Source organism: Catenulispora acidiphila DSM 44928, from assembly GCF_000024025.1.
Taxonomy (GTDB): Bacteria; Actinomycetota; Actinomycetes; order Streptomycetales; family Catenulisporaceae; genus Catenulispora; species Catenulispora acidiphila.
The window spans coordinates 649,776-674,905 of the sequence record NC_013131.1; the positions used below are offsets into that span (position 1 = coordinate 649,776).

24 protein-coding genes are annotated in these 25,130 nt (G+C 70.6%); 9 read left to right on the top strand and 15 right to left on the bottom strand.

What is annotated here, in order from left to right; translation table 11 throughout:
- The first annotated feature begins 103 nt into the window (after positions 1-103).
- A complete protein-coding gene (locus CACI_RS02780) occupies positions 104-955 on the top strand; it encodes an SAM-dependent methyltransferase (RefSeq protein ID WP_012784797.1) in 852 nt (283 codons plus the stop codon).
- Here CACI_RS02780 and CACI_RS02785 read toward each other — a convergent pair.
- Complete coding sequence (locus CACI_RS02785; protein WP_012784798.1) at positions 922-2,946, bottom strand: ThiF family adenylyltransferase; 2,025 nt, start codon at positions 2,944-2,946, stop codon at positions 922-924. The two genes, CACI_RS02780 and CACI_RS02785, sit on opposite strands and share 34 nt — an antisense overlap.
- Positions 2,947-3,062: 116 nt before the next feature.
- On the opposite strand from CACI_RS02785, the gene CACI_RS02790 reads away from it, so the two are divergent.
- On the top strand, positions 3,063-4,082 hold the full coding sequence (locus tag CACI_RS02790; RefSeq protein ID WP_012784799.1) for a beta-ketoacyl-ACP synthase III: 1,020 nt from the start codon (positions 3,063-3,065) through the stop codon (positions 4,080-4,082).
- 198 nt (positions 4,083-4,280) lie between these two features.
- Here the strand turns inward: CACI_RS02790 and CACI_RS54040 are convergent, their stop codons facing one another.
- The 3 genes from CACI_RS54040 to CACI_RS44960 form a co-directional block, all read right to left on the bottom strand.
- Complete coding sequence (locus CACI_RS54040) at positions 4,281-4,958, bottom strand: FMN reductase (protein WP_395994359.1); 678 nt, start codon at positions 4,956-4,958, stop codon at positions 4,281-4,283.
- A gap of 611 nt (positions 4,959-5,569) precedes the next feature.
- Entirely contained in the window at positions 5,570-6,685 is a 1,116-nt protein-coding gene (locus tag CACI_RS02800; RefSeq protein WP_041541032.1) for an LLM class flavin-dependent oxidoreductase, read from the bottom strand.
- Positions 6,686-6,782: 97 nt separating this feature from the next.
- Positions 6,783-7,853 carry an FUSC family protein gene (locus tag CACI_RS44960; protein ID WP_143765128.1) on the bottom strand — a complete coding sequence of 357 codons (1,071 nt, stop codon included), beginning with the start codon at positions 7,851-7,853 and terminating at the stop codon, positions 6,783-6,785.
- 79 nt (positions 7,854-7,932) lie between these two features.
- On the opposite strand from CACI_RS44960, the gene CACI_RS02810 reads away from it, so the two are divergent.
- Together CACI_RS02810 and CACI_RS02815 are read left to right on the top strand one after the other, a co-directional pair.
- Entirely contained in the window at positions 7,933-8,256 is a 324-nt protein-coding gene (locus CACI_RS02810) for an L-rhamnose mutarotase (RefSeq protein WP_012784803.1), read from the top strand.
- Between the two features lie 2 nt (positions 8,257-8,258).
- Positions 8,259-9,098 carry an amidohydrolase family protein gene (locus tag CACI_RS02815; RefSeq protein ID WP_012784804.1) on the top strand — a complete coding sequence of 280 codons (840 nt, stop codon included), beginning with the start codon at positions 8,259-8,261 and terminating at the stop codon, positions 9,096-9,098.
- A gap of 7 nt (positions 9,099-9,105) precedes the next feature.
- Here the strand turns inward: CACI_RS02815 and CACI_RS02820 are convergent, their stop codons facing one another.
- Positions 9,106-9,924 carry a TrmH family RNA methyltransferase gene (locus tag CACI_RS02820; protein WP_012784805.1) on the bottom strand — a complete coding sequence of 273 codons (819 nt, stop codon included), beginning with the start codon at positions 9,922-9,924 and terminating at the stop codon, positions 9,106-9,108.
- Between the two features lie 17 nt (positions 9,925-9,941).
- Here CACI_RS02820 and CACI_RS02825 point away from each other — a divergent pair, with 17 nt between their 5' ends.
- Positions 9,942-10,817: a class I SAM-dependent methyltransferase gene (locus CACI_RS02825; protein WP_012784806.1), complete on the top strand. Its 876-nt coding sequence runs from the start codon at positions 9,942-9,944 to the stop codon at positions 10,815-10,817.
- Positions 10,818-10,968: 151 nt separating this feature from the next.
- On the opposite strand, the gene CACI_RS02830 is transcribed toward CACI_RS02825, so the two are convergent.
- From CACI_RS02830 to CACI_RS02865, 8 genes are all read right to left on the bottom strand, one after another.
- The gene (locus CACI_RS02830) at positions 10,969-11,775 is read right to left on the bottom strand and encodes an NAD(P)-dependent oxidoreductase (protein WP_012784807.1); all 807 of its coding nucleotides are present in this window, start codon (positions 11,773-11,775) and stop codon (positions 10,969-10,971) included.
- Between the two features lie 55 nt (positions 11,776-11,830).
- Positions 11,831-12,583 carry a hypothetical protein gene (locus tag CACI_RS02835; RefSeq protein ID WP_012784808.1) on the bottom strand — a complete coding sequence of 251 codons (753 nt, stop codon included), beginning with the start codon at positions 12,581-12,583 and terminating at the stop codon, positions 11,831-11,833.
- Entirely contained in the window at positions 12,580-13,695 is a 1,116-nt protein-coding gene (locus tag CACI_RS02840; protein WP_012784809.1) for a globin domain-containing protein, read from the bottom strand. The genes CACI_RS02835 and CACI_RS02840 overlap by 4 nt, the downstream gene beginning before the upstream one ends.
- A 5-nt stretch (positions 13,696-13,700) precedes the next feature.
- A complete protein-coding gene (locus CACI_RS02845; protein WP_012784810.1) occupies positions 13,701-14,084 on the bottom strand; it encodes a group I truncated hemoglobin in 384 nt (127 codons plus the stop codon).
- A 265-nt stretch (positions 14,085-14,349) separates the two neighbouring features.
- On the bottom strand, positions 14,350-15,294 hold the full coding sequence (locus CACI_RS02850; RefSeq protein ID WP_012784811.1) for a M48 family metalloprotease: 945 nt from the start codon (positions 15,292-15,294) through the stop codon (positions 14,350-14,352).
- Positions 15,295-15,425: 131 nt separating this feature from the next.
- Positions 15,426-16,475, bottom strand: coding sequence for a TNT domain-containing protein (locus CACI_RS44965; RefSeq protein ID WP_012784812.1), 1,050 nt, complete (start codon positions 16,473-16,475; stop codon positions 15,426-15,428).
- 48 nt (positions 16,476-16,523) lie between these two features.
- On the bottom strand, positions 16,524-17,351 hold the full coding sequence (locus CACI_RS02860; RefSeq protein ID WP_012784813.1) for an alpha/beta fold hydrolase: 828 nt from the start codon (positions 17,349-17,351) through the stop codon (positions 16,524-16,526).
- 106 nt (positions 17,352-17,457) lie between these two features.
- The gene (locus tag CACI_RS02865) at positions 17,458-19,179 is read right to left on the bottom strand and encodes a dolichyl-phosphate-mannose--protein mannosyltransferase (protein WP_012784814.1); all 1,722 of its coding nucleotides are present in this window, start codon (positions 19,177-19,179) and stop codon (positions 17,458-17,460) included.
- A gap of 68 nt (positions 19,180-19,247) precedes the next feature.
- On the opposite strand from CACI_RS02865, the gene rsmI reads away from it, so the two are divergent.
- On the top strand, positions 19,248-20,135 hold the full coding sequence (rsmI, locus tag CACI_RS02870) for a 16S rRNA (cytidine(1402)-2'-O)-methyltransferase (protein ID WP_012784815.1): 888 nt from the start codon (positions 19,248-19,250) through the stop codon (positions 20,133-20,135).
- Between the two features lie 75 nt (positions 20,136-20,210).
- On the opposite strand, the gene CACI_RS02875 is transcribed toward rsmI, so the two are convergent.
- Positions 20,211-20,582 carry a type II toxin-antitoxin system death-on-curing family toxin gene (locus CACI_RS02875; RefSeq protein WP_012784816.1) on the bottom strand — a complete coding sequence of 124 codons (372 nt, stop codon included), beginning with the start codon at positions 20,580-20,582 and terminating at the stop codon, positions 20,211-20,213.
- Positions 20,579-20,773 (bottom strand): hypothetical protein, encoded by a 195-nt coding sequence (locus tag CACI_RS02880; protein ID WP_012784817.1) that lies wholly within the window; start codon positions 20,771-20,773, stop codon positions 20,579-20,581. The genes CACI_RS02875 and CACI_RS02880 overlap by 4 nt, the downstream gene beginning before the upstream one ends.
- Positions 20,774-20,855: 82 nt before the next feature.
- Between CACI_RS02880 and metG the strand changes: the two genes are divergently transcribed.
- The 3 genes from metG (at position 20,856) to CACI_RS53810 (ending at position 24,996) form a co-directional block, all read left to right on the top strand.
- Entirely contained in the window at positions 20,856-22,673 is a 1,818-nt protein-coding gene (gene metG, locus CACI_RS02885; protein ID WP_012784818.1) for a methionine--tRNA ligase, read from the top strand.
- Positions 22,674-22,677: 4 nt separating this feature from the next.
- Entirely contained in the window at positions 22,678-23,664 is a 987-nt protein-coding gene (locus CACI_RS02890; protein WP_012784819.1) for a TatD family hydrolase, read from the top strand.
- A gap of 204 nt (positions 23,665-23,868) precedes the next feature.
- Positions 23,869-24,996 (top strand): resuscitation-promoting factor, encoded by a 1,128-nt coding sequence (locus CACI_RS53810; protein ID WP_012784820.1) that lies wholly within the window; start codon positions 23,869-23,871, stop codon positions 24,994-24,996.
- Positions 24,997-25,130 lie beyond the last annotated feature (134 nt).

Genomic DNA, 25,130 nt, shown 5'->3' on the forward strand with positions numbered 1-25,130 from the left:
AAAAGTGCAAGCTTAGAGGGGCGGGTTGCGGCTTTTGCGGGATGTGAGCCGCCGAAGCGGCCGTCCGATCCCCCCTCCGACTTCCCCAAGGAGCACGAAGACGATGAGCGAACCGACTCCAGCGCACGACGGCCACGACGTGGACGCGATCTTCGACGACCTCCCGTCGAACATCGACACCGACGTGTTCAGCGTCGCGCGGCTGTACGACTTCCTGCTCGGGGGCAAGCACAACTTCGCCCCCGACCGGGACTTCGGGCGGCAGCTGCTGGCGATCGAGCCCAACGGCCGCATGATCCTGCAGCAGAACCGGCTGTTCCTGGCCCGGGCGATCAGGGTGATGCTGGACGACGGGGTCCGGCAGTTCCTGGACCTCGGCAGCGGGATCCCGACGCAGAACTACGTGCACGAACTCGCCCACGCCGTGGACCCCGCCGCGCGGGTCGTCTACATCGACAACGACCCGCCGGCGGTGAGCCACAGCAACTACATCCTGCGCGGCGACGACAACGCCGGCGCGGTGCTGGCCGACATGACCGACGCCGAGCGCGTCCTGGGCGACCCCACCGTCAAGTCGCTGATCGACTTCGACAAGCCGGTGGGGCTGACCGCCCTGGCCGCCTGGCACTTCGTGGACGACCACGACGACCCGGCCGGCGTGCTGGAGAAGTACCGGCGGATGCTGGCTCCGGGCAGCTACCTGGCGCTGACGCACGCCACCATCGACGGCGCCACCGGCGACCTGGTCCGCGACGTCCAGAGCCAGTACCAGGCGGTCATGAAGAACCCCTCGCCGCGGACCCGGGACCAGATCGCGGGCTTCTTCGAGGGCTTCCGGATCCTGGAGCCGGGCATCGTGAACCTGCCGGCCTGGCGTCCCGACAAGGCCGAGGACGCCGTCGGCGCGGAGAACGTCTGGTTCTACGGGGCGCTGGGCAAGCTGACCGCGGCCTGAGCCGGATCAGGATCAGGATCGGGACCGGGATCGCCTGACGCGGTACCGCCCGGCGAATCCGTAGCGCCCACCACGTTTTTGTCGGCGCGGATCAGCTCCTCCAGATCGACGTAGAACCGGCCGGAAGGACACGGGCTGCCGAGCAGGATCCGCCGGGCGGCCTCGGTCACCAGCGCGCCCCCGAGAGCCACCCCGGAGGCGAGCTGCGGCCAGCTGCTGAGCGTGCGGCCGATCTCCGGGATGCTGGCCGCCAGCGCCGGGGAGACGCGGTCGGCGTCCACCATGGCCAGGATCAGGTCCACGCGTTCGGCGAAGGTCAGATCCAGGCAGTCGTCGGGGGTCAGCGCGCCGAGCAGACCGTGCAGCAGCGGCCGGTGCGGTTCGCGGTCGAAGCGCTCGATGTCCAGCAGACCGCGGTCGTTGGCGTCCATCACCACCGGCACGCCCAGGTCCCGCGCGGCTTCGCGGGCGGCGAGCTTCACCCACGGGGTGTCGCATTCTTCGACGAGCAGGTCGATCGGACCGTGGCCGCCGAGGAAGAACTCCCTCACCGTGTCCTCGGTCAGACCGGCGGGGAAGATCTCGATGTCCAGATACGGGTCGATCTCGAACATCTGCCGGGCTGCCAGCACCGCCTTGTTCACGCCGATCTGGTGCAGGCCGGCGCGCAGGCGGTTCAGGTTGGACACGCTCAGGGTGTCGAAGTCGGCGAGTTTGAAGGCTCCTGCGACGCCTTCCTGCGCCAGGGTCAGCGCGGCGCTGTTGCCGACCGACAGGCCGATGACGCCGATCCGTTTGTCCAGCAGCCTGCGCTGTTCGGGACGGTCGATCTTGCCGCGGTTGCGGTCGGTGCGGACGAGGCGGAACTCTTCGCGGGGCAGGACGTGGACCAGGCGGCCGGACCACGGGTACCAGGCCCACGTGCCGTAGGCCCAGGGGCGCGCGCCCTCCAGCTGGTCGCTGCGGGCGTCGGCGAGGGCGTCGGCGTCGAATACGCGGCCGGGGTCGCGGGCCCGGATCAGTTCCTCGAGCTGGGCGTCGACGGTGTCGAGGACCTCGCGGACCGCGCCGGTGTTGAGCAGCGAGGTCATCGCCGCGCGGGCGTCGGGCTGGGCCGGCTCGAACAGGACGGGCTTCCAGCGGTGCGGGTCCGACGGGCCGATCGCGGTGAGGCGGCGCGGCGGGGCGTCACGCCAGACCGGTCCGCGGTCGGGGACGGTGAATGAGGGTTCTGCTTTGGCGGCGGATCGCGAGGACAGGGAAGACAGCGACGACAGCGACGACTGAGCGGAGCGGGCGAGCGGGACGGACGGCTCGGCGAGGCCGGCGTCCTCCATCAGGTCGTAGCGGAACAGCAGCCGGTACTCGTCGACCAGGGCAGTGTGCTCGCCAGCGCCTTCCTCGGTGCGGTGCAGCAGGATGACGACGTCTTCGGTGTACTTCTCGACGTAGCGCCGGGTGCCGGGGACCGGGTGGAAGCCGAAGCGCGCGTGGAAGCGGTCCTGGCCGTCGGCGGTGCCGGACGTGCCGATCATCGCCGCCGCGCCGAGCTCGTGGGCGGCGGCCACGGCCAGGGCGTTCAGGTGCAGTCCGAGGCCGAGCTTGCGGGCCCGGTGCTCGACGACGAGCCGGCTGTGTTCGAACACTGCCGCGGGGTTCAGGCCCTCGGTGCTCAGGACCTCCTCGTAGTGGGTGCTGCCGAGGAATTCCCTGGACTGGTAAAGGGAAGCGGTCACGGGTGTCAGGAGGCGGACGTAGCCCAGCGGCGGGCCGTGCGCGCCGTCGCGGGCGCGCCGGGCGGCGAAGTGCCAGGCGCCGTGATCCTGCGGCTGGTCGTCGGCGTGGTCGCCGGCGCGGCTGCGGAAGGCCGGGCGGCGGCCTTCGTCGAAGAGGATCCGGGCGCGGAGATGCCGTATCTCCTGGAGGGCGTCCGGCGCCGCGCCCGGGTCGGCCGGGGCGCGGAAGGCGGTGAAGATCCACGGGGAGTCCATGATCGTTCACGATGGGATGGCGAACCTGGCGGAGACAAACGGAAGATGAACCTAACGGGTGAATTTACCGCGAAAGTCCTATGTGAGTCCGGTCTGTCCCCCCGAGAATCGACCGCGTGACCACACGCGCGGCAGTCGTCCAGGGAGTGGGCGGGTGCGTGCCGCCCCGCTCCGTCGACAACAACGAACTGAGCTCACGGTTGGAGACCTCCGACGCGTGGATCAGAGAACGGCTCGGCATCGGCCGGCGGTACGTCGCCGACGGCGTCTCGACCGTGGACCTGGCCGTGGAGGCCGGAGCCCGGGCCCTGGAGATGGCCGACGCCGGCGCCGGACTCGGGCCGCTGGACGTCGTGCTGCTGGCCACCACGACCCCGGACCGATTATGCCCGGCGTCGGCGCCGGAGGTGGCCTCGCGGCTGGGGTACACCGGGATCGCGGCGTTCGACGTCAACGCGGTGTGCGCGGGTTTCGTGCACGCCCTGGCCACGGGGAACGCGCTGATCCGGGGGCACATGGCCGACCGGGTGCTGGTGATCGGCGCGGACACCTTCACCACCCTGGTCGATCCCGCCGACCGGCTGACCGCCTCGATCTTCGGCGACGGCGCCGGAGCGCTGGTGCTGCGGGCCGGGACGCCGGACGAGCCGGGCGCGCTGCGGGCCTTCGACCTGGGCAGCGACGGCTCGCAGGTGGCGACGGTGGAGGTACCGGGGGGCGGGGCGCGGGACCGGCTGGGGATGCCGGTGGCGAATCAGAGGCCGTATCTGGTGATGGACGGTCCCGCCGTGTTCCGGCGCGCGGTCCAGGAGATGACCGCGTCCTCGCTGCGGGTGCTGGCGAAGGCGAAGTGGGACGCGGGGTCGGTGCGGCGGTTCGTTCCACACCAGGCGAACATCCGGATCATCCGCGGGGTCGCAGAACGGCTGGGGATCGGCGCGGAGCGCGTGGTCGCGAACATCGAGGACGTGGGGAACACGGTCGCGGCGTCGATCCCGCTGGCACTGGCCGACGCGCACGACAGCGGACGGCTCGGCGCCGGGGAGCGGGTGCTGATGACCTCGATCGGCGCCGGGCTGGCGTGGGGGTCGGCGGTGCTGACGTGGCCGGAGCTGCAGGGGAAGGCACGGTTGTGAGCGCGGGTGGCGGGCGGCTCAGGGCTCTTAGAGCGAATCAGACTCCGAATGATGCGAGTGCCGAAAGCAGACCTCGGACCTGAGCGGGGACCTCAGATGCCGGATTTGAGCGCGGCCATCCGCTGCCGGATCTGAGCACTCCGAAAACAGATGCCGGCTCCGAGCGGGAGACTCAGATGCCGGATCTGAGCGGGAGACTCAGATCCCGGACCTGAGTGCGGCCATCCGCTGCTCGAAGGGCACGACGTCCTCGAACTCGTCGCGGCGGCGGCGGCCGGCGGCGGGGGTGCCGGCCATCAGGTCGCCGAGTTCGGTGCCGGCGCGGCTGATGCGCTCATTCAGGCTGTTCTCGCCGGTCGACGCCCAGTCCTCGGAGGCGGCGAAGACCGCGGTCGGGACCATGAAGGCGCGCAGGTAGGCGAACATCGGGCGCAGGGCGTGGTCCAGGGCCAGCGAGTGCCGGGCGGTGCCGCCGGTGGCCGCTATCAAGGTTGGCTTGCCGGTGAGCGCGTCCTTGTCCAGGACGTCGAAGAAGGACTTGAACAGGCCGCTGTAGCTGGCGGTGTAGATGGGGCTGACGGCGATCAGGCCGTCGGCGCCCTCCACGGCGTCCAGCGCGGCGCGCAGCTTGGCGCCCGGGAAGCCGGCGACCATCGCCCCGGCGATGTCCAGCGCCAGATCGCGCAGCTCCAAGACCTCCACGAGCACCTGCCGCCCGCGCTCGCCCAGCCGCGCCCGAGCCGCCTCGGCGAGCCGGTCGGCCAGGATACGCGCGGTCGAGGGCTGCCCGAGCCCGGCGGTGACAGCCACCAGCCGCAGGACGTCGCCGGCCGGACCAGGACGCGGCGGACCCGGGTGCGCCAGCGCCGGGAGCAGGGCACTGCTACTGGTCGGATCGGCGGCGTGACGCGTGGCCGGCGGGGCGGAGAAGTCCTGACGGCCGAACCCGGGGTCGGTGTACGCGACGGCGTTGGGGCTCGAGGCGGGGTAGTCCGGGAGGGCGGTGCGGCCGGAGGTCGAGCCGGAGCCGGTGCCGCTGCTGTGAGAAGCGCCGAAGCCAGCGCCGTTAGCACCGCCGGAGCCGGAGCCGCTGCCGTTTGTGCCACCGAAGCCATCGCCCGCGCCGTAGCCGCCGCCGTTCGCACCGCCGTAGCTAGCGCCATTCGCACCGCCGGAGCCAGTGCCGCTCGCACCGCCGGAGCCGCTGCCATTTGCACCACCGAAGCCAGCGCCGTTCGCCCCGCCGAAGTCGCCGCCACCGGTCGGCATCGCGCCGAATCCGGCGTCGGCGAAGGCGGTGCCGATGGCCGCGCCGAAGCCGCCCGGCGCCGTGCCGAAGCCGGCTGCCGGGGCGAACTCGTGGCCGTTCGCCGGGGCGCCGTCGCCGGGGAGGGCTGGGACTCCTGGTGCTCCGCCGAACCAGGCGCTGTTGCCTGGGGGCGGGTAGCCCTCGTCGCCGAAGGCGTTGTCCGCCGCCTCGTATGCACTCACGGTGCGATGGCCTCCTTCGTGTCGGACAGAGCCGACCGCTCGTCGTGCCGCGCTGTCAGGCTCGCGTGCGTCGGCGCGTCTGGGACGCCGGCCGGGCGGCCGATCGCGAACTCCTTGCGCAGTACCGGGACCACCTCCGCGCCGAGGAGGTCGATCTGCTCCAGCACCGTCTTCAGCGGCAGGCCGGCGTGGTCCAGCAGGAACAGCTGGCGCTGGTAGTCGCCGGCGTAGGCGCGGAAGGACAGCGTGCGCTCGACGACCTGCTCCGGGCTGCCCACGGTGAGCGGGGTCTCGGCCGTGAACTCCTCCAGGGAGGGCCCGTGGCCGTACACCGGGGCGTTGTCGAAGTAGGGCCGGAACTCGCGTACCGCGTCCTGCGAGTTCTTCCGCATGAACACCTGGCCGCCCAATCCGACGATCGCCTGCTCCTCCGTGCCGTGCCCGTAGTGGGCGAAGCGCCGGCGGTACAACGCGACCATGCGCTGCGTGTGTTCCTTGGGCCAGAAGATGTTGTTGTGGAAGAAGCCGTCCCCATAGTACGCGGCCTGCTCGGCGATCTCCGGGGATCGGATCGAGCCGTGCCAGACGAAGGGCGCGACGCCGTCCAGCGGCCGGGGCGCGGCGGTGAAGTTCTGCAGCGGGGTGCGGAAGCGGCCGGACCAGTCGACGACGTCCTCGTCCCACAGCCGGCGCAGCAGCGCGTAGTTCTCCAGCGCCAGGTCGATGCCGTCGCGGATGTCCTTGCCGAACCAGGGGTAGACCGGGCCGGTGTTGCCGCGGCCCAGGGTCAGGTCCACGCGGCCGTCGGCCAGGTGCTGGAGCATCGCGTAGTCCTCGGCGATCTTCACCGGGTCGTTGGTGGTGATCAGCGTGGTCGCGGTGCTCAACAGCAGCTTGGAGGTGCGCCCGGCGATCCAGCCGAGCAGCGTCGTGGGGGAGGACGGGACGAACGGCGGGTTGTGGTGCTCCCCGGTGGCGAAGACGTCCAGGCCGGCCTGCTCGGCGTGCTCGGCGATGGTCACCATGGCCTTGATGCGCTCGTGTTCGGTCGGCGCACGGCCCGTCGTGGGATCGGGCGTCACGTCTCCGACGGTGAAGACGCCGAACTGCATCTGGCTCACGGTGGATCCTCCTTTGGTTGAAGTTTCAACAGCTTCTTCAACCACATATGAGGAGATCGTATTCCGCGAGGTTAGGTTCCCCTATCTTTCAGCGCTGTCTGTTTGCCCACATCCGCCAGGGCAGATAGCCCACGCACAGCCCGATCGCGCAGCCGATCAGGGTGTCCAAGACGCGTTCGCGCAGCACCGCCCACGAGATGTCGTTCCCGAGCTCGTTCAGCATGGTGATCAGCGGTGTCATCACCGCGGCGTAGGCGGTGTAGTTCGCCAGTTTCAGATACGGCCGCACCGCGCCGATCACGCCGATCAGCGCCACAATGCCCCACGTCGGCAGTACCCCGATCAGCCCGCCGCCGACCAGCACGCCGATCGTCGTCCCGAGTCCCCGCTCCAGGGCGCGCATCGGCGCCGCCGCCTCGTCGCGCAGCACCACCAGCGTCACGGTCAGCGCGATCCAGTACGTGTGGGCGCCGGGTCGGAACTGGGAGACCACCTCGGCGACCGCGATCGACGTGACCAGGCGTACCGCGTACTGCCAGCCGTGCCACGTCCGCAGCCCCGCGCGCCACTTCGGCACGCTGCGCCGGAACGGCCACTCCGGTCCCGGCGGACCCTCGAGTTCCCTGCGCCGGAGGGGTGACAGCGCGCGGCCGAGCGCGTGCGTGCCGAGGGTGAGCGCGGCCGCCGCCGCCATGCCGAGCGCGACGTAGAGCACGATGTGCCCGGGCGACTCAGGACCCGTGCCCAGATGCGCGCCGATGACGGTGAACACGGTCGCGTTCGCCGCGATCCGCGCCTCCAGCGTCCCGATGCCGCCGGCCATCGCCGCGCCGAAGGCCATCGCGACGATCCAGACGCTCGCCAGGTTCCCGTGCGCGCCGATCAGCGCTCCGAGCCACACCACCAGCGCGCCGACCGCCGCCGAGGCGCCGAGGTCGACGCAGCGCGCCCGCCATCCGCCCTCGTGCCCGGCCGCGCTGACCAGCAGCGCGCCCAGGACCGCGGTCAGACCGTCGGCCAGGCGGTCGGTCGCGGCGCCGATCGCGACCGGCAGCGCCAGCGCGATCCCCGACAGGACCAGCCGGGTCGCGTCGATCTCGATCCGCTGGAAGCGGACGAGGCGCACGGCGTGGTCCTTGACGGGAGTCGGGTCCTTCACTTGAGCCATTGGACGTGTTCGTTTGCCTCGGCGCAAACAGGCACTAGACTCGGCGGCCGATCCGGGAAAGATCCGATGAATGAGGGGAGTCCTGGTGCGGGTCGCCATCCACACCCGGCTGAAGCCCGAGGGCGTCACAGGGTACGAACAAGCTCACGACGACATCCCGCCGGAGATCCCCGAGCTGTTGCGGGCCGGCGGCTGCACCGCCTGGACGATCTGGCGCAACGGCGTGGACCTCTTCCACCTGGTCGAATGCGAGGACTGGGAGGCGCTGCGGGCGTTCCTGGCGGACAAGGACGACGATCGCGCGTGGCAGGCGCGCGTCGGGGTGTTCCGTGACTTCTCGCTGGTGGGCGGGGATCAGCCGCTGCCGATGATCTTCGAACTGCCGGAGGGCTGAGGATGCGGATCATTGACGCGCATCACCACCTGTGGGACCTGGCCGTACGAGACCAGCCCTGGACCGCCGAGCTGCCCGCGCTGCGCCGCAGCTTCCTGCTGTCCGACCTGGAGCCGCTGGCCGCGGCCGCCGGCGTCTCGGCGACGGTGCTGGTGCAGACCATCCACGCGGCCGACGAGACGCCGGAGATGCTGGCGCTCGCCGAGACATCGGATCTCGTCGCCGGAGTGGTGGGCTGGACCGACGTCGCCGCACCGGACTTCGGCGAGCGTCTCAGTGAACTGCGTTCCGGCGTAGGCGGACGGCGTCTGGTGGGCATCCGGCACCAGGTGCAGGAGCTGCCGGACGGCGGGTGGCTGACCCGCCCGGACACTCGCAGAGGTCTGCGACAGCTCGCCTCCAATGGGCTGGCCTTCGACCTGATCGTGCGGGCCGACCAGATCCCGGCGTGCGTTGCCGCCGCGCGAGCCCTCCCTGACCTGCGCTTCGTCCTGGACCACCTGGGCAAGCCGAATATCGCGAGCGGCGAGCGCGAGCCTTGGGCGTCGGATATCAGGGCCCTGGCAGAGTTGCCGAACGTCGCCTGCAAGCTCTCCGGCATGGTCACCGAGGCCGACGCGGAGCGGTGGACGGTCGCGGACCTGCGGCCCTACTCCGATCTCGTGCTGGAGGCGTTCGGACCCGAGCGCCTGATGTTCGGCAGCGACTGGCCGGTGAGCACGCTGGCGGCGGGTTACCCACAGGTTGTGGAAACCGCGATGCAGCTGACCTCCGAGCTGAGCGAGGCGGAGCGGGAAGCGGTGTTCGGCGGTACTGCGACCGAGGTCTATGGGCTGGGATAGCGCGTAGCTACTTCTGCCTGCGCTGCCGCGCCGCTTCGTACAGAACGACCGTGGCGGCGTTGGCGGCGTTCAGTGAACTCGCTGTTCCGCGCATGGGGATGCTCAGAACACGGTCGCACGCCTCGCGCCAGCCGGTGCTCATCCCGACTGCCTCGTTGCCGACGACGAACAGGGTCGGGGCGCAGAAGTCGTAGTCCTCGATGTCGGTGTCGCCGTCCTCGTCGGTGCCGACGACCGTGACGCCGGTTTCGCTCAGCCACTCCAGCACTTCGCGGTGGGACTGCGTGCGCACGGTCGGCAGACCGAACAGCGATCCGGTGCTGGCGCGCACGGTGCGGGGATCGTAGACGTCGGCGGCGTGGCCGGTGACGACGACGCCGTCGGCGCCGAAGGCGTCCGCCGAGCGGATCAGGGTACCGAGATTGCCCGGTTGGGCGGGGCGGTCGAAGGCGACGCCGAGAAACGTGTCCGTGATCTGGATGCGGATGAGGTCGTCCGGGGGCATGGCGACCACGGCGAGCAGTTCCGGTGCCGCTTCCTGGTCTTTCTCGCCGAGTTCGGCCAGCATGTCGGCGGGCAGGGCGATCACGTCGGCGTCGGCGGTGTGGGCGGCGTCGAGGAAGTCCTCGGCCCAGCGCGACAGCCGGCGGTCGTCGTCGACCAGCAGTTCCTCGATGCGCCAGCCCTGTTCGGCGGCCAGGGTGAGGGGACGGACGCCCTGGACGAGGAAGCGTCCCGCGCGCTGGCGCTTCTGACGGTTCGTGAGCAGGGTCTGCCACTGCTGGAACCTGGCGTTGCGGGAAGCCACCCGGTGGTGTGCGCGCATCCCGCTAGGCTACCGGCGTGGCCGAGCCCGAAGATCCATCGACATCCCCGCAGAACTCCCAACCCTCCCAGGCTTCCCCGACCTACGACGACGCCGAGCGCGTGCTGTGGGCCGATGCCGGCTCGGGGTACGAAGCCGTCTACGCCGCCTTGTGCGCCCACACGATTCCCGCTCTTCTCGACGGCGCCGGGGTCCAGGACGGCAGTGCTCTGCTGGACGTCGGCACCGGGACCGGCACGCTCGTCCGGGCGGCCGTGGCGCGCGGGGCGCGGGTGACGGCGGTCGACGCCGAGCCCTCGATGCTCGCACTGGCGCGGGGGAAGGCGCCGGAGGCGGAGTTCCTGCTGGCGGTCGTGCCGGATCTGCCGTTCGAGCCGGACACGTTCGACGCCGTGGTCGGCAACTTCGTGCTCGACCACTTCGGGCGGCCGAAGGTCGCGATGCGGGCCCTGCGCGCGATCGCCAAGCCGGGCGGGCGAGTGGCGTTCACGCTGTGGCCCGCGGAGCGCTCCGCCGGGCGGTCGGTCTTCTCCCGGACCGGAGCCATGACCGAGGGCTGGATCCCGCGGCAGATGCCGCCGCTGGTCCTCGCCGACGACTACCCGCGGACCGAGGAAGGGCTCGCCGGGCTGTTCCGCGAGATCGGTCTGGCGGACGTCACCACCACCGTCATCGACTGGGAGCACCTGACGACCGCGGAGGAGTGGTGGATCTCGATGGGGTCCGGCGTCGGTCCGTCCGGCCGTACCTACCAGGCGCAGACCCCTGAGGTCCGCGCCGCTTTCCACGAGAACTATCTGCGTGTCGCCGCCGAGATGACCGACGCCGAGGGCACGATGCGGCTGCCGTACCGCGCGCTCTTGGCAGTCGGGACGGTAGTCGACAGCGAGTAGAAGCGGGCGCACCCTGAACGCACGGGGCCGGGCCGCTGTTTCGGGGCGGCCCGACTCCGTGCCTGCGTGACTGTGTGCTTGCGTAACTCCGTGCCTGCGCGACTGTGTGCTTGCGTCACTCCGTGCCTGCGTGCTCGCGCGCCGAACCGAATCAGCGCTTTGCGTTCAGCGCCCGCACCGCTTCGCCGAGATCGGCGTCCGGGTCCGGGACCGCCTCCAGCGCGCGCTGCGCGGCGGCGATCACCGGCAGGTCCAGCACCTCGCCGGCCAGCCGCAGGTCCTTCGCGGCCATCTCGGCGGAGAAGTCGACGCCGGTGGCGAAGGCGCGGGCCACCAGTCCGCCCAGCGGGCTGGCCTCCAGCACCGCGCGGGGGTCGGGCAGACCGAGCTTCTCGGCCAGCGCCAGTGTCTCGCCGACCACCGCCACCCCGGCGACGATGCCGCTGATCAGCACCAGCTTGCGGGCCGAGCCGGTTCCGGGTCCGCCGCATTCGGTGACGTTGCCGAACAGCTTCAGCAGATCGGCCACGCGCGCCAGGTCCTGCGGCGTGCCGCCGGCCAGCACCGCCAGCGTCCCGTCGGCGGCGCGGTCCACACTGCCCATCACCGGGGCGTCGACCAGGCCGACCGAGGCGGGAATCAGGCCTCTGATTCGCTCGGTTCCGTCCGGTCCGATCGTGGACATCTCGACCAGGACCGCGTCCGGGCGCAGCGCTCCGGCGATGGCCTCGGCGACAGCCGTCACCGCGGCCGGGTCGGAGAGCATCGTGATCACGAACTCGGCGCCGGCCACCGCCCCGGCCGGATCCGCCGCCGCGCCCGCGCCGAGCGCGACCAGCGGCTCGGTGCGGGCGGCTGTCCGGTTCCACACCACGACCTCGTAGCCGGCGCCGATGACGCGCGCCGCCATCGGCGCGCCCATCGCGCCCAGTCCCAGGAAAGCAACCTTTGTCGTCATGGTTCCCAGCCTAGGCAGGGGCGCGGGGGCGTGCCTGGTCGTGCGAAGACCAGTGTCAGGCGGTACCAGGCAGGGCGGAGCCGGCGTGCAGGCCCGCCATGCCCATGACCGGCGGCGCGCCCGCGGACTGCGGCGGGTTGCGGTTCAGCGCGTCGAAGGCCTGGTGGATGTTTTTGATCATGACGTGCACTTCCTCGCGGGCCTTCTCCAGCGCGCCCTCCACCTGCACGCCGAAGGCGACGCCAAACGCCTTGAGGAACTCCAGCTGCTGCTCGAGCGAGTGCAGGCTGGTCGAGAGCTGTTCGCTGCGCCGCTGGAACGCCGACTCCGCCGCCAGCAGGCCCTGCCGGTGTCCCTCGTTCACCGTGACCGTGTACTGGTTGCGGGCGTACTCCGTGACGTTGCGGACGTACTCCTCGGCCGCGCGGATCTGCTCCTCGGCCTGGCGCTGCGCCATCGCGATCGCGTTGACCGCGGCGGCGGTGACCCGCTGCTCGGGGGCGAACGACGAGGGCGCCGCCGGCGCGGCGGCCGCGCCGCCGTTGGCCGGATCGCTGCCCGCGTAGGTGGTGCGCAGCTGGTTGGTCAGCTCGTCGTTGCGCTGCCGCAGCTCGGTCTCGATCTGGGCGGCGGCCTGTAGCTCGCCGAGCACGCGCCGCTTGAAGCGGAGCACGCCCTCCTCGTCGAAGCCGCGGTGCGCCAGCCCGGCGCGCGGGAACTCCCAGGCGTCGATCTGCTCGGCACTGAGCCGTTCCGGGCGCCGGGCGCCAGTGCCGCCCGGTGCTCCGTCGTACTCATTGAAGCTCACGGCTGACTCTCCTCCAGGTGGATGGCGCCCGGGATCACTCCCGCTTCCTTCAAGCGGGCCGCAGTGTGCTCGCACATCCCGGCCGAACCGACGATGAACACCTCGTGCCCGGGCCAGTTCCCGTAGGCGGCCGCGATGTCGCCGACCAGGCCGTGCCGGCCCTCCCAGGCGTGGTCGTCGGAGACCACCGGGATCACGCTCAGCCAGCCGTGGTGCGCGGCCAGCTGTTCCAGGCGGGGCAGGTCGTACAGGTCGCTGCCGATGCGGGCGCCGTAGAACAGGGTGACGTGGCGGCCGTGGTCGGGCGTGCGGGCCAGCTCCTCGACGATCGCGCGCAGCGGCGCGACCCCGGTGCTGCCGGCGATCAGCAGCAGGTCGGTGCCCGGGGCGGTGGAGGCCAGGGTCAGCTGGTACCCCACCGGCGGGCCCAGGCGCAGCCGGTCGCCCACGCCCATGATGTTGACCAGCTGCCAGGACACCGCGCCGACGAGCTTGATGTGCAGTTCGATCAACCCGTCCTGGCGGGGCGGGTTGGCCGGGGTGTAGAAGCGCCAGCGGGCCGGCGCCATCGCCGTCTCCAGCGTCATGGACTGGCCGGCGGTGTAGGCGTAGGGCTGCCGGGTGGCGATGGTGACCCGCGCGATGTCGCGCCGGCCGCCGACCACCTCGTGCGCCACGATCTCGGCCTCCCACCACGGCGGGGTGCTTTCGGAGGCTGCGGCGGCGGCGTCGGTCATCACCTTGGCGACGATGCCGTAGGCCTCGGTCCAGGACTCGGCGACCGCGGGGGTCCAGTCCGGTCCGAGGAACTGCTCCAGGGTGGCCAGCAGGCTCGCTCCGACCGCCGGGTAGTGGCCGGGCTCCACCGCGAACTTGCGGTGGTCCCGGCCCAGGCCCTGCAGGAACGGCACGGCCGAGTCGAGGTTGTCGACGTTGGCCACGACGGCTCCGAGGGCGGCGACCAACCGGTCGCGCTGTGCCGCCATCGACGGCGGGAACATCGCGCGCACCTCGGGATGGCTGAGGAACAGGTGGCCGTAGAAGAACAGCGGGACCTGCTCCCCGTACTGGGCGACCTTCGCCCAGGAGGTGCGCAGGAGGTGCGGATCCATCACGACTACGCGGCCACCACGAAGGGCTGCACCGTGGCCAGTACGCCCTCGATCGTTTCCACGATGTCGTCGGGAACGCTGAACTCCTCGAGCGTGTCCAGCAGGACCTTGCCCGTCAGCTCGAAGTCGGACAGCGAGACGCCGAGGTCGGCGTGCGCCTCGGTGAGGTAGCCCGCCAGGTCTATGTCGGTCCGCGCGCCCGGGCCGCCGAGCACGACCTGGAGCACCTCCGCCATGTGCGGCTTGATGTCGTCCACTGCGACGCTCTCGAAGAAGCCGGCGAGTTGCGGCTCGTCGAGCACGCCTTCGTAGAAGCGGTCGAGGACGGCCTTGATGGCTGCCTCCCCGCCGACACGCTCCCACTGGGACTGGTTCTGGCTCTCGCTCATGCTGCGGGTCCTTCCGATGCTTGCATAGTTCTCAGGGGGGTGGTGCGGCTCGGAAAACCCGCGAAGCATAGCAGCCGAGAATCAAAAGGCTCGAACATTCGTATTTGATCAGGAGCGTGATCTCAGGGGTCTACCGTTGCACGGCCGGTGACCGGGTGAGTGCCCTGGGGTGATCGAAATCGGCTCGAACACGGCCTTCTCATGGCGAAGGCCGGGTCCCGCCGCGAGGCGTGACCCGGCCGTCACAGAACGACTAGTTGAGCCTTTAGCCGTTCTTTGACATCTCAGTAGACATCTTGACCAAGCGGTCCAGCCGAGCCTGCGTCGTCGGGTGCGTGGACAGCAGGTGGTGCGCTGTGGTCTTGGCGGAGGTCACGGGGGCGAAGTAGAAGGCGTTCAGCGCGCCGGCCTTGCGCAGGTCGGTCTGCGGGATGCCGCCTCCGCCGTGCACCTTGGCCTCGACCTTCGCCAGGGCGGAGGCCAGCGCCGAGGGGTTGCCGGTCAGCTGCGCCGCCGAGCGGTCTGCGGCGAACTCGCGGTAGCGGGACAGCGAGCGGGTCAGGACCAGCGAGACGAACCAGGTCGCGGTGGCCAGGGCGATCAGGCCGATGGCCGCGACGATGATGTGCCACAGGCCGCGGGCCCGGCCGCCGATGTAGATGAAGCGCAGTCCGACCCGGGCGACCAGTCCGGCCAGGACGCCGACGAAGGCCGCGACGGTCATCACCGCGGCGTCGCCGTGCTCGATGTGCGCCATCTCGTGGGCGATGACGCCCTCGAGCTCCGGCGGGTCCAGCGTGTCCAGCAGGCTGCGGGTCACGCACAGGGTAGCGCCGCCCTTGGAGCGTCCGACGGCGCAGGCGTTCGGGATCCGGGACTCGGCCACCGCGATGGTCGGCTTCTTCATACCGGACAAGGCGCAGAGGCGGTCGACCAGAGCGTGCAGCTCCGGCTCCTCCTCGGCGCTCACTTCGCGGGCACCCATGGTGCGCATCGCGACCTTGCCGGAGGTCAGGATCTGGAACACGGCGAAGGCGACGACCACGGCGAGCCCGAGCGGCCAGGCGCGTCCCATGAAGCGGATCATCAGAAGGATCGCGGCGCCGTAGACGGCAGCCAGCAGCACCATGACGGACAGCATCCGCGCGCTGAGGTTGCGGTCGGCCCGGAAGCGGGCGTCGGTACGGCGATCTGAAAGGGAAGAGGACACGGCGTCACCTCGACAACACCTATTACTGCTTTTAACTGGAAACGCGTGACCAGTGTCGCGCGTTCCCGATCGGCTGTCGAGGAGTGCTTACAGCCTTACGACGAAGCTCAGAGCAAACCCCACAGCAAACCTTAGGAAGGAGCCAGTGTTGCCGAGGGGATCTCTACCAGGGCTCCCTCATGGAGAAGGTCTCTTATAGGGCGCGGCAACAGGTACGCCATACCGCCTCCCGGCTGTCCGAACCACGGAATCGCCGTACCGGTGAGGGCACGCAGTGGGTCACGGACTCGGTACACCCTGTAGGGCCGCCCTATGTAGTCCGGAGGCAGGGAACGGTGCGGGTACCTGGTGCGCGCCGCGTAGACGGTGTTGCCCTGTTGGTCCCCGAAGCGGTCCACCTCCGTGCCCGGAGTCAGGATCGTGAGGCGCTGGTCGGAGTACAGCGTGGTCGGCGGATCGCCGGCCAAAGGAGTGATCGGCGGTCCGGCGAGCATTTCGGCCAGCGGATCGGTGCTGCGTCCGGGCAGCGCCGCGCGTCCGGCGGCGTGCTTGGGGAGCGCTCCGCGTTCGGCGGCGGCGATGAGCAGGACGCCGGCGAAGTGGATCGCCGCCTGCTCGGGGTTGTCGAACGAGCCGGCGTAGCGGCGCCGTCCGCCGTCGGCCAGGAAGATGGACCAGCGGCCGTCGTCGGGGATCAGGCAGACCGCGCCGTCGGTGACCGTGCCGATGGAGTACAGGTCCGGGTCGGCGTCCAGGGAGTCGACGGCGTAGCCGAGGATGCGTTCGGCCTCCTCGACGGTGCTGACCTCCGGCGGGCGCGAGGCGGCGGGCTGGACCGTGCCGACCGCGACCATCATCGTCGAATTGCCGTCGCTGGGGTTGCCGACGCGAGAGTTGCCGATACGCGGGTCGGCAGTCGGGGGCGGCTGTGAGGGAGGCGGAGTGGGCGGCGTATAGGGACTGTCTATATAGGTGTTCGCTATGTAGACCTGCGGCTCCTGCCAGCGTGACTGCGGCTGGTAGGGCGGCGCCGGAGCGTCCGGACGCGGACCGCCGGGACGGGACATGGGGACCGGCTTGAGTCCGTGCGGCATAACCGGAATCGACTCCGGACCTGCTTCGGCACGGTCACGCGCGGTGGAGAGCCGCGGTGCGGGTTCCTGCTGCCAGTTCTCCGTCATCAGATGCGGTCCATCCCCAAGGTGGCAACGACGTCCCTGACCGCGAGTCTACAAGTCGGATGGTCCTACGACCTCTCGCGTTCCGGCGGGCAGCGCCCCCGTCGTCTCCAGGATCAGGCGGCTGACACGCTCGGGGTCGTCGTTCATCGGCACGTGCCCGCAGCCCGGCAGATCCTCGAACCGCGCCTTCGGCAGGACCTGCTTGGCCTGGGCGAACTGGCGGCGCAGCAGGATGCGGTCCTTGGTGCCCCAGGCCACCGTGGTCGGCACGTCGCTCTCGCCGGCGTAGCGGTAGTGCTTCGCCTCCCTGCCGACCGGCCGGAACGAGCGGCCCGCGCGCAGCGCCAGGGTGTCCGCCAGGGCCAGCGCCGGGTCCAGGCGGCGCGGCTTGCCGAAGATCATGCCGAACGCCAGGGCGCGGGTGGTCTCGTGGTCGGCGATGTAGCGCAGGACCGGTTCGGGGGCGAAGGCGGCGGCGCGCGTCAGGCTCAGGTTCCCCAGCGCCCACGCGGTCTCCCAGCGCGTGTGCCAGAAGCCTGCCGGGGAGAAGGCGGTCGCCGAGGCCGCCAGGCCGTGCCGGGCCAGCTCCAGCGCCAGGGCGCCGCCCAGGGAGTTGCCGGCGACGTGCGGGCGCTCGATCCCGAAGCCGGGGAAGGACTCGGCGATGCGCTCCATCGCCAGCCCGATCGTGGGGTGCTGACCCGCGGCCAGCTTGAGCGGCGCGGACTTGCCGAAGCCGGGGATGTCGATCGCGATGACGTCGTGGTGTTCGGCCAGGCGGTCCAGAACCGGTTCCCAGGCCTGCCATCGGTGGCCGATGCCGTGGATCAGGACCAAGGGTTCGCCCGAGCCGCGGCGCGCGTAGGAGAGTTCCATGTTACTGGACGGTAGCCGCTGGCGGGGCGCGGCGGAAGACGGCACAAAAGAGAACAGCCCCGGCGTGTCGCCGGGGCTGTCGTCGCGGTTGCGAGTGGACGGGGTCCTAGATCCAGCTGGGCCACCACATGCGGTCGAGCCATTGGTTGTAGGTGATCGTCTGCGCCGACAGGATCGGATAGAAGTAGATGAACATCACCAGGATGTAGACGGTGATGGCGCCGGCGACGACCGCGCCCCAGACCCGCCGGTACTGGAGCGCGTCGGAGCGTCCGACGATCACCCCCAGCAGGTACGCCGCCGCGAGGCACATGAACGGCACGAAGGCGACGGCGTAGAACGTGAAGATCGTCCGGTGCTGGTAGTTCAGCCAGAACGCCCACGCCGCGAGCATCCCGCACAGGATCGAGCCGGCGCGCCAGTCGCGGCGGGCGATCCAGCGCCAGCAGCACCAGACCAGCGCCAGGCTCGCGAACCACCACAGCGGCGGCGTGCCGAGCGCCAGGACCTGCTGGTGCTGGTCGGCGGCCAGCGGCGGGCAGCCCGTCGCGCCCTTGGAGCAGTAGTAGTAGTCGGTGGGGCGGCCCATGACCAGCCAGCTCCACGGGTTCGACATGTACGCGTGCGGCGAGTCCAGGTTCACGTGGAAGTGATAGGTCTGCCAGTGGTACTCCCACCAGCTGCGCAGCGCGGACAGGACCGGGACGTGGATCGCGTTGTTCTGCGCGGCCCACTGGCGGTAGTTGCCGTCCTTGGTGACGAACCAGCCGGTCCAGGTGGCGGCGTAGGTGGCCAGGACCAGCAGCCCGAGCAGCGTGGTCTGCCAGGTCTCGCGGCGGAGGAAGCCGGACCAGTGGCGCCGGATGCCCACGGCGCGCAGCGCGGCGTGGTCCCACAGCAGCGACATCGCGATGAAGCAGGGGATGATCCACAGCCCGCTCCACTTGGTGCCCAGGTCCAGCCCCAGGCAGACCGCGCCGGCGATGCGCCAGGGACGCCAGCCCAGCGGCGGCGCCTTGACGTCGTCGGGCAGCGGAGTGGAGGGGAAGCTCTCCCGCCAGTCGACGAGTCTGGAGCGCATCTTGTCGCGGTCGACGAGGAAGCAGCCGAAGGCGGCCAGCGTCCAGAACATCACGAAGATGTCCAGCAGCGCGGTGCGGCTCATCACGAACTCCAGGCCGTCGGCGGCCAGGAGCACGCCGGCCAGGCAGCCGATGAGCGTGGAGCGGAACATGCGCCGGGCGATGCGCGCGGTCATCAGGATCGCCAGGGTCCCGCAGACCGCCGGGATGAAGCGCCACCCGAACGGGGTGAAGCCGAACAGCCACTCGCCGGCGCCGATCATCCACTTGCCGACCGGCGGGTGCACCGCGTTGCCCTGGTGGTTGGCGACCAGCGTCCGCCAGATGTGCGGGTTGGCGATGATGGCGTGGTCGTCGTTGGCCATGCCGACGCCCGGGCCGTCGTCGTGCCAGCCGATCTCGTGGCCGAAGTGGATGGTCGCCCAGGCGTCCTTGGCGTAGTAGGTCTCGTCGAAGATGACCCATTTGGGCAGGCCCAGATGCCAGAACCGCATGAACCCGCCGACCAGCGTGATCAGCAGCGGGAAGCCCCAGGTCACCCACCACGGCTCGCGCGCGAAGGAGGGGACCAGGCGCTCGCGCAGCGTCAGCTCGCCCTGCTCGTCGTCGCGCGGGTCCAGGTTCGGGCGCCACCAGACGCGTCCGCGTTCGCGGTGCGAGCCGCTACGGCCGCGGCGGCGGCCGCCGTAATCCTCCTCGCTGTCGTCATCCGGCAGCGAGGAACGGGTCGGGGCGAGGCTGGTCACCCGGTCATCGTAGGGAGTCGTCCGGCCGTTCGGACAGGGGATCAGCGTTTTTGGGCGAGGATGGTCACGTGACTGGAACAGAACCCACCCCGGGCCTGCTCGTCCTCGCCGGCACCCCGATCGGCCAGGACGAGGACGCCTCCCCCCGGCTGGCGGCCGAGCTGACCGCGGCGGACGTCATCGCCACCGAGGACACCCGCCGCCTCAAGCGCCTCCTCCGGGTGCTGGACCTCACACCCAAGGCCCGCTTCGTCTCCTACTTCGAAGCGAACGAATCCGCCCGCACCCCCGACCTCCTCCGCGACCTCCTCGCCGGCGCCCGCGTCGTCGTGGTCACCGACGCCGGCATGCCCTCCGTCTCCGACCCCGGCTACCGCCTCGTCGCCGCCGCCGTCGAAGCCGGCGTCCGAGTGACGGCAGTCCCAGGACCCTCAGCGGTCCTGACCGCACTGGCCGTCTCAGGCCTCCCCGTCGACCGCTTCTGCTTCGAAGGCTTCCTCCCCCGCAAGGGCGGCGGACGCTCCTCCCGCCTGACGGAACTTTCATCAGAACCCCGCACCATGGTCTTCTTCGAGGCACCCCACCGCCTCGCCGCCTCCCTGGCCGACATGGCGGCAGCCCTCGGCACCGACCGCCCAGCGGCCGTCTGCCGCGAACTGACCAAGACCTACGAGGAGATCAAGCGCGGAACCCTCGCCGACCTGGCGAAATGGGCCGCCGACGGCGAAATCCGCGGCGAGATCACCGTAGTCGTCGGCGGCGCGCTCCCCGGCGCGGGCCGAGACCTGAGCGGCGCGGAGATCGCAGAGCTGGTGTTCGCGCGAGAGACGGCCGGGGGCTTGCGGCGCAAGGAGGCGATCGCGGAGGTCGCCGCCGAGCTCGGGCTGCCGAAGCGGGACGTTTTCGACGCGGTGGTGGCGGCGAAGGAAGCGGCTGAGGCAGCGGACGAGAGCTGATCGCTTCGGCGGGTGATCGAAGCGTCGCAGATTGCTATATTGAGGCCATTCCTTAGGTGCCGACGAGCTGAGCTCTCAGCCCGTCCACTCCCGCAGCACCGCCGCGATCGCCTCCACATCCCCCAACTCCGACGCCGCCGCTCTCATCACGAAGTCGACTGCGGCGTCCTCGTCGGGGGTGAAGTCGGCGCCGTTCACGGCGAGGAATGTGCGGCAGGCGACCCATGCGAGGCGCTTGTTGCCGTCGACCAGGGGGTGGTTGCGCAGGATTGAGTGGAGGATCGCTGCCGCCTTGGTGTGGAGGTCGGGGTAGGCGTCCTCGCCGAAGGCGGTGGTGCGGGGGCGGTGCGCTGCGGAGGCGATCATGCCGGGGTCGCGGATCGGGGTGTTCGGGCCGAGGGCGGCGGTGGTGATCGCGAGGAGGTCGGCGGTGGTCAGGTACCTCATATGGTGCCCAGACGGTGGATGATCGCCGCGTCGCTGGCGATGATACGGCGGGCGGTTTCCAGGACCAGGGCGTCCGGCAGGTCGTCGCGCGGGTCGTCCTGCAGCTCGTCCACCAGCTCGCCGTCCGCGCCCGCACCGCTGTCGCGGCGCTGCTCCTCGGCCGGCTCGGCGCCGGTCGGAATCGTGTTCACGTGTCTGCCTCTCCACGTCCAGTATCTGGACCGCATCGCAACCGCACCAGGTGAGCCTGCCGCGCCCGATACCCTAGGGCTCATGCCGTCCACCCAGCGCACCATCCTCACCGCCGTGGCGTGGCCCTACGCCAACGGTCCCCGCCACATCGGGCACGTCTCCGGCTTCGGCGTCCCCTCCGATGTCTTCAGCCGCTATCAGCGGATGGCGGGCAACCGGGTGCTGATGGTCAGCGGGACCGACGAGCACGGGACGCCGATCCTGGTGCAGGCCGACAAGGAGGGCGTCACCGCCCGGGAGTTGGCCGACCGGTACAACCGGGTCATCGCTGAGGACCTGCAGTCGCTGGGTCTGGCCTATGACCTGTTCACCCGCACCACGACGCGCAACCACTACGCGGTCGTGCAGGAGATCTTCAAGGGTCTGTACGACAACGGCTACATCTTCCCCAAGACCACGATGGGCGCCATCAGCCCCTCGACCGGCCGTACGCTGCCGGACCGCTACATCGAGGGCACCTGCCCGATCTGCGGCTATGACGGCGCGCGCGGCGACCAGTGCGACAACTGCGGCAACCAGCTCGACCCGGACCGGCTGATCGACCCGCGCTCGCGGATCAACGGCGAGACGCCGAAGTTCATCGAGACCGAGCAGTTCTTCCTGGACCTGCCGGCCTTCGCCTCGGTGCTCGGCGGCTGGCTGCAGCAGCAGAAGACCTGGCGTCCCAACGTCCTGAAGTTCTCCCTGAACCTGCTGGACGACCTGCAGCCGCGCGCCATCTCCCGCGACCTGGACTGGGGCGTCCCGGTCCCGCTCGAGGGCTGGGTCGACCGCCCCGACAAGAAGCTCTACGTCTGGTTCGACGCGGTCGTGGGCTACCTGAGCGCGAGCGTGGAGTGGGCCCGCCGCACCGGCGACCCGGACGCCTGGCGCGCCTTCTGGCAGACCGGCCCGAACGGCGAGGCGCCCGACGCCTACTACTTCATGGGCAAGGACAACATCGTCTTCCACTCCGAGATCTGGCCGGCGATGCTGCTGGGCTACGACGGCCGGGGCGAGAAGAACGGCAAGCCGGGCTCCCTCGGCGCGCTGAACCTCCCGCACGAGGTGGTCAGCTCAGAGTTCCTGACCATGGAGGGCCGCAAGTTCTCCTCCAGCCGCGCCGTGGTCATCTACGTCCGCGACTTCCTGTCCCGCTACGACGCCGACGCCCTGCGCTACTACATCACCGCGGCCGGCCCGGAGACGCAGGACACGGACTTCACCTGGTCGGAGTTCCTGCGCCGCAACAACGACGAGCTGGTCGCCGGCTGGGGCAACCTGGTCAACCGCGCCATCTCCATGGCGGCGAAGAACCTCGGACAGATCCCGGCCGCCAAGGACCTCACCGCCGAGGACGAGGCGCTGCTGGCGACCTCGCGCGGCGCCTTCGCCGTGGTCGGCGACCTGCTGGACCGCTGCCGCTTCAAGGCCGCGCTGGCCGAGGCGATGCGCCTGGTGGCCGAGGCCAACAAGTACGTCTCGGACCACGAGCCGTGGAAGCTGGCCAAGACCGACCCCGAGCGCATGGCCACCGTCCTGCACGTCACCCTGCAGGTCGTGGACGACGCCAAGACCCTGCTGACCCCGTTCCTGCCCTTCTCCTCCGAGAAGGTCTTCCACCTGCTCGGCGGCGAGGGCACCTGGTCGGCGATGCCGGAGCTGCGGGAGGTCGAGGACCTGGACGGCGGCCCGGGGTACCCGGTGCTCACCGGCGACTACGAGCAGGCGCTGGCCCGCTGGGAGTCGACCCCGATCGAGGCCGGCCGCCCGCTGGCGCCGCCGACGCCGATCTTCAAGAAGCTGGACCCCTCGATCGTCGACGAGGAGCTGGCGCGGCTCGGCGGCGAGGCGGCGTAGGCGCGTGGCGGACAGTGAGACAGGGCTCGGCGGGACCGAGCCCGGCCCGGCGGATCCGGCCGCATCAGAGCCCGGCGAGACCAAGCGCAAGCGGAAGCGCAAGTCCCGGGAGCGGGACGAGACCCCGCCCCCGGCGCCCGAGCCGCTGCCGGCTCCGGTCGGCGACAGCCACACGCACCTGGACATGCAGGAGCCGGCGGCCGCGGACATCATCGCGGCCGCGGACGCGGTGAACGTGCGCCGGCTGGTCCAGGTCGGCGTCGACGTCCCGTCCTCGCGCACCGCCGTGGAGCTGGCCGCCGCCTTCGAGCGCGTCCATGCCGCCGTCGCCCTGCACCCGAACGAGGCGCCGCGCCTGGTCCTCGGCGACCCCGACGGCTGGTCCGGCCAGCACCGCGCGCCCGGCGGCGCGGCGGCGCTGGAGGAGGCGCTCGCCGAGATCGACAAGCTGGCCGCGGACGAGCAGGTCCTCGGTATCGGCGAGACCGGCCTGGACTACTTCCGCACCGGCCCGGAGGGCGCGCAGGCGCAGCAGGACTCCTTCCGCGCCCACATCGCCATCGCCAAGCGGCATGGCAAAGCCCTGGTGATCCACGACCGCGACGCACACGAGGACGTCCTGCGCATCCTGGTCGAAGAGGGTTCCCCCGAAACAGTGGTCTTCCACTGCTATTCGGGTGACGCCGCGATGGCGAAGGTGTGCGCCGAGCGCGGCTACTACATGTCCTTCGCCGGGAACCTCACCTACAAGGCCAATCAGGCATTGCAGGAGGCATTCCAGGTGGCGCCGATCGACCGGGTCCTGGTCGAGACCGACGCGCCGTTCCTGACGCCGCTCCCTTATAGAGGACGGCCGAACGCGCCCTACCTGGTTCCTTATACGGTGCGCGCCATGGCGGCGCTGCGAGGCATGGACAGTGTCACCGGTTTGGCCGAACTCTGTCAGGCCCTCGACAGCAACCTGCGGGATGCCTTCCAGGTGCGGGCATAACGCCGGGGCATAGCCAGTCATATCAGTCGACCGACAGCCGACATGGAGTGAAAGGGATGTCGCAGGACATCCATCGGACTTCCGCTGGCGGCGCGGCGGGGTTGCCGCTAGTGTCGCCTCGGCAGCCGGATCGACGCTCTTTGAGAACGGGTCTTCGATGGAGTCCCGGGCGTCGTAGCCGGACACGGCGAGGTCTGGATCAGCGTGAGCAGTAGACGTTCCGCTAGTCGGCACAGCGAGGGTTCCAAGGTCAAGGTCCGCGCCGTTCAGGGCACGGTCCTGCTGGGACTCGTCGGCGCCGCCGGAGCCTACGTCGGCTTCGAGAAGACCGTCCATTTGACCGTGGACGGCCAGGAACGCACCATCCACACGTTCGACGGCAAGGTCGCCGACGTCCTCAAGGCCCAGGGCATCAGCACCGACGGCCACGACCAGGTGGCGCCGGCTCCCGGCGAGAGCTTGGCGGACGGCGAGCAGATCTCGGTGCGCTACGGCCGCCAGCTGGACGTGAGCGTCGACGGCAAGGACCAGAAGATCTGGTCCACCGCCACGACCGTGGACGAGGCGCTGGGCGATCTGGGCCTGCACGGCTCGAACCCCGCCCTGTCGGTCAACCGCGACCAGGCGATCGGCCGCCAGGGACTGAGTTTCCAGATCAAGACCCAGCGGCACGTCAACGTCCTGGTCGACGGCCGCTCGATCCCGCTGGACACCACCGCGCAGACCGTGGCGCAGGCACTGAGCCAGGCCCATGTGACGCTGGCCGGCCAGGACACCGCGAGCCCGGCTCCGGACACCTTCCCGACCAACGGCGAGACCATCACCGTGGACCGGGTCACCGGGACGCAGGAGACCAAGCAGGTCCCGATCGCGTTCTCCACGACCGAGCAGTCCGACCCGAGCGCCTACGTCGGATCGCGGACCACGGTCTCCTCCGGCACGCAGGGCGTGCAGGAAGTCGTGTACGCGTACCTGACCGTCAACGGCGTGAAGCAGGCGCCGAAGATCGTCAGCAAGACCGTCACCAAGCAGCCGGTGAACGCGGTGGTCAAGGTCGGCACCAAGCCGGTACCGACCACCGTGGCCGGCGCGGACAACCTGAACTGGGCCGGTGTCGCCCAGTGCGAGTCCGGCGGCAACCCCAAGTCGGTCGGCGGCGGCGGGCTGTACTTCGGGCTCTACCAATTCTCGGTGTCGACCTGGGCCGCGATGGGCGGTTCCGGGCTGCCCTCGAACGCCACGCCGGCGGAGCAGACCTACCGCGCGAAGCTGCTGTACGTGCGCTCCGGCGCCGGGCAGTGGCCGGTCTGCGGGCGGAAGCTGTTCACCTGACGCGGCCGAGCCTGTCAGCGACTTGCGACGGCGCGGTATCCGGCGGGAGCCGGGTGCCGCGCCGTCGGCGTTCGGCCCGGTGAGAGCGCTTCGTATCAAAGGTGCGACGGATTACGCGGCGTTCTCCCGGGGGA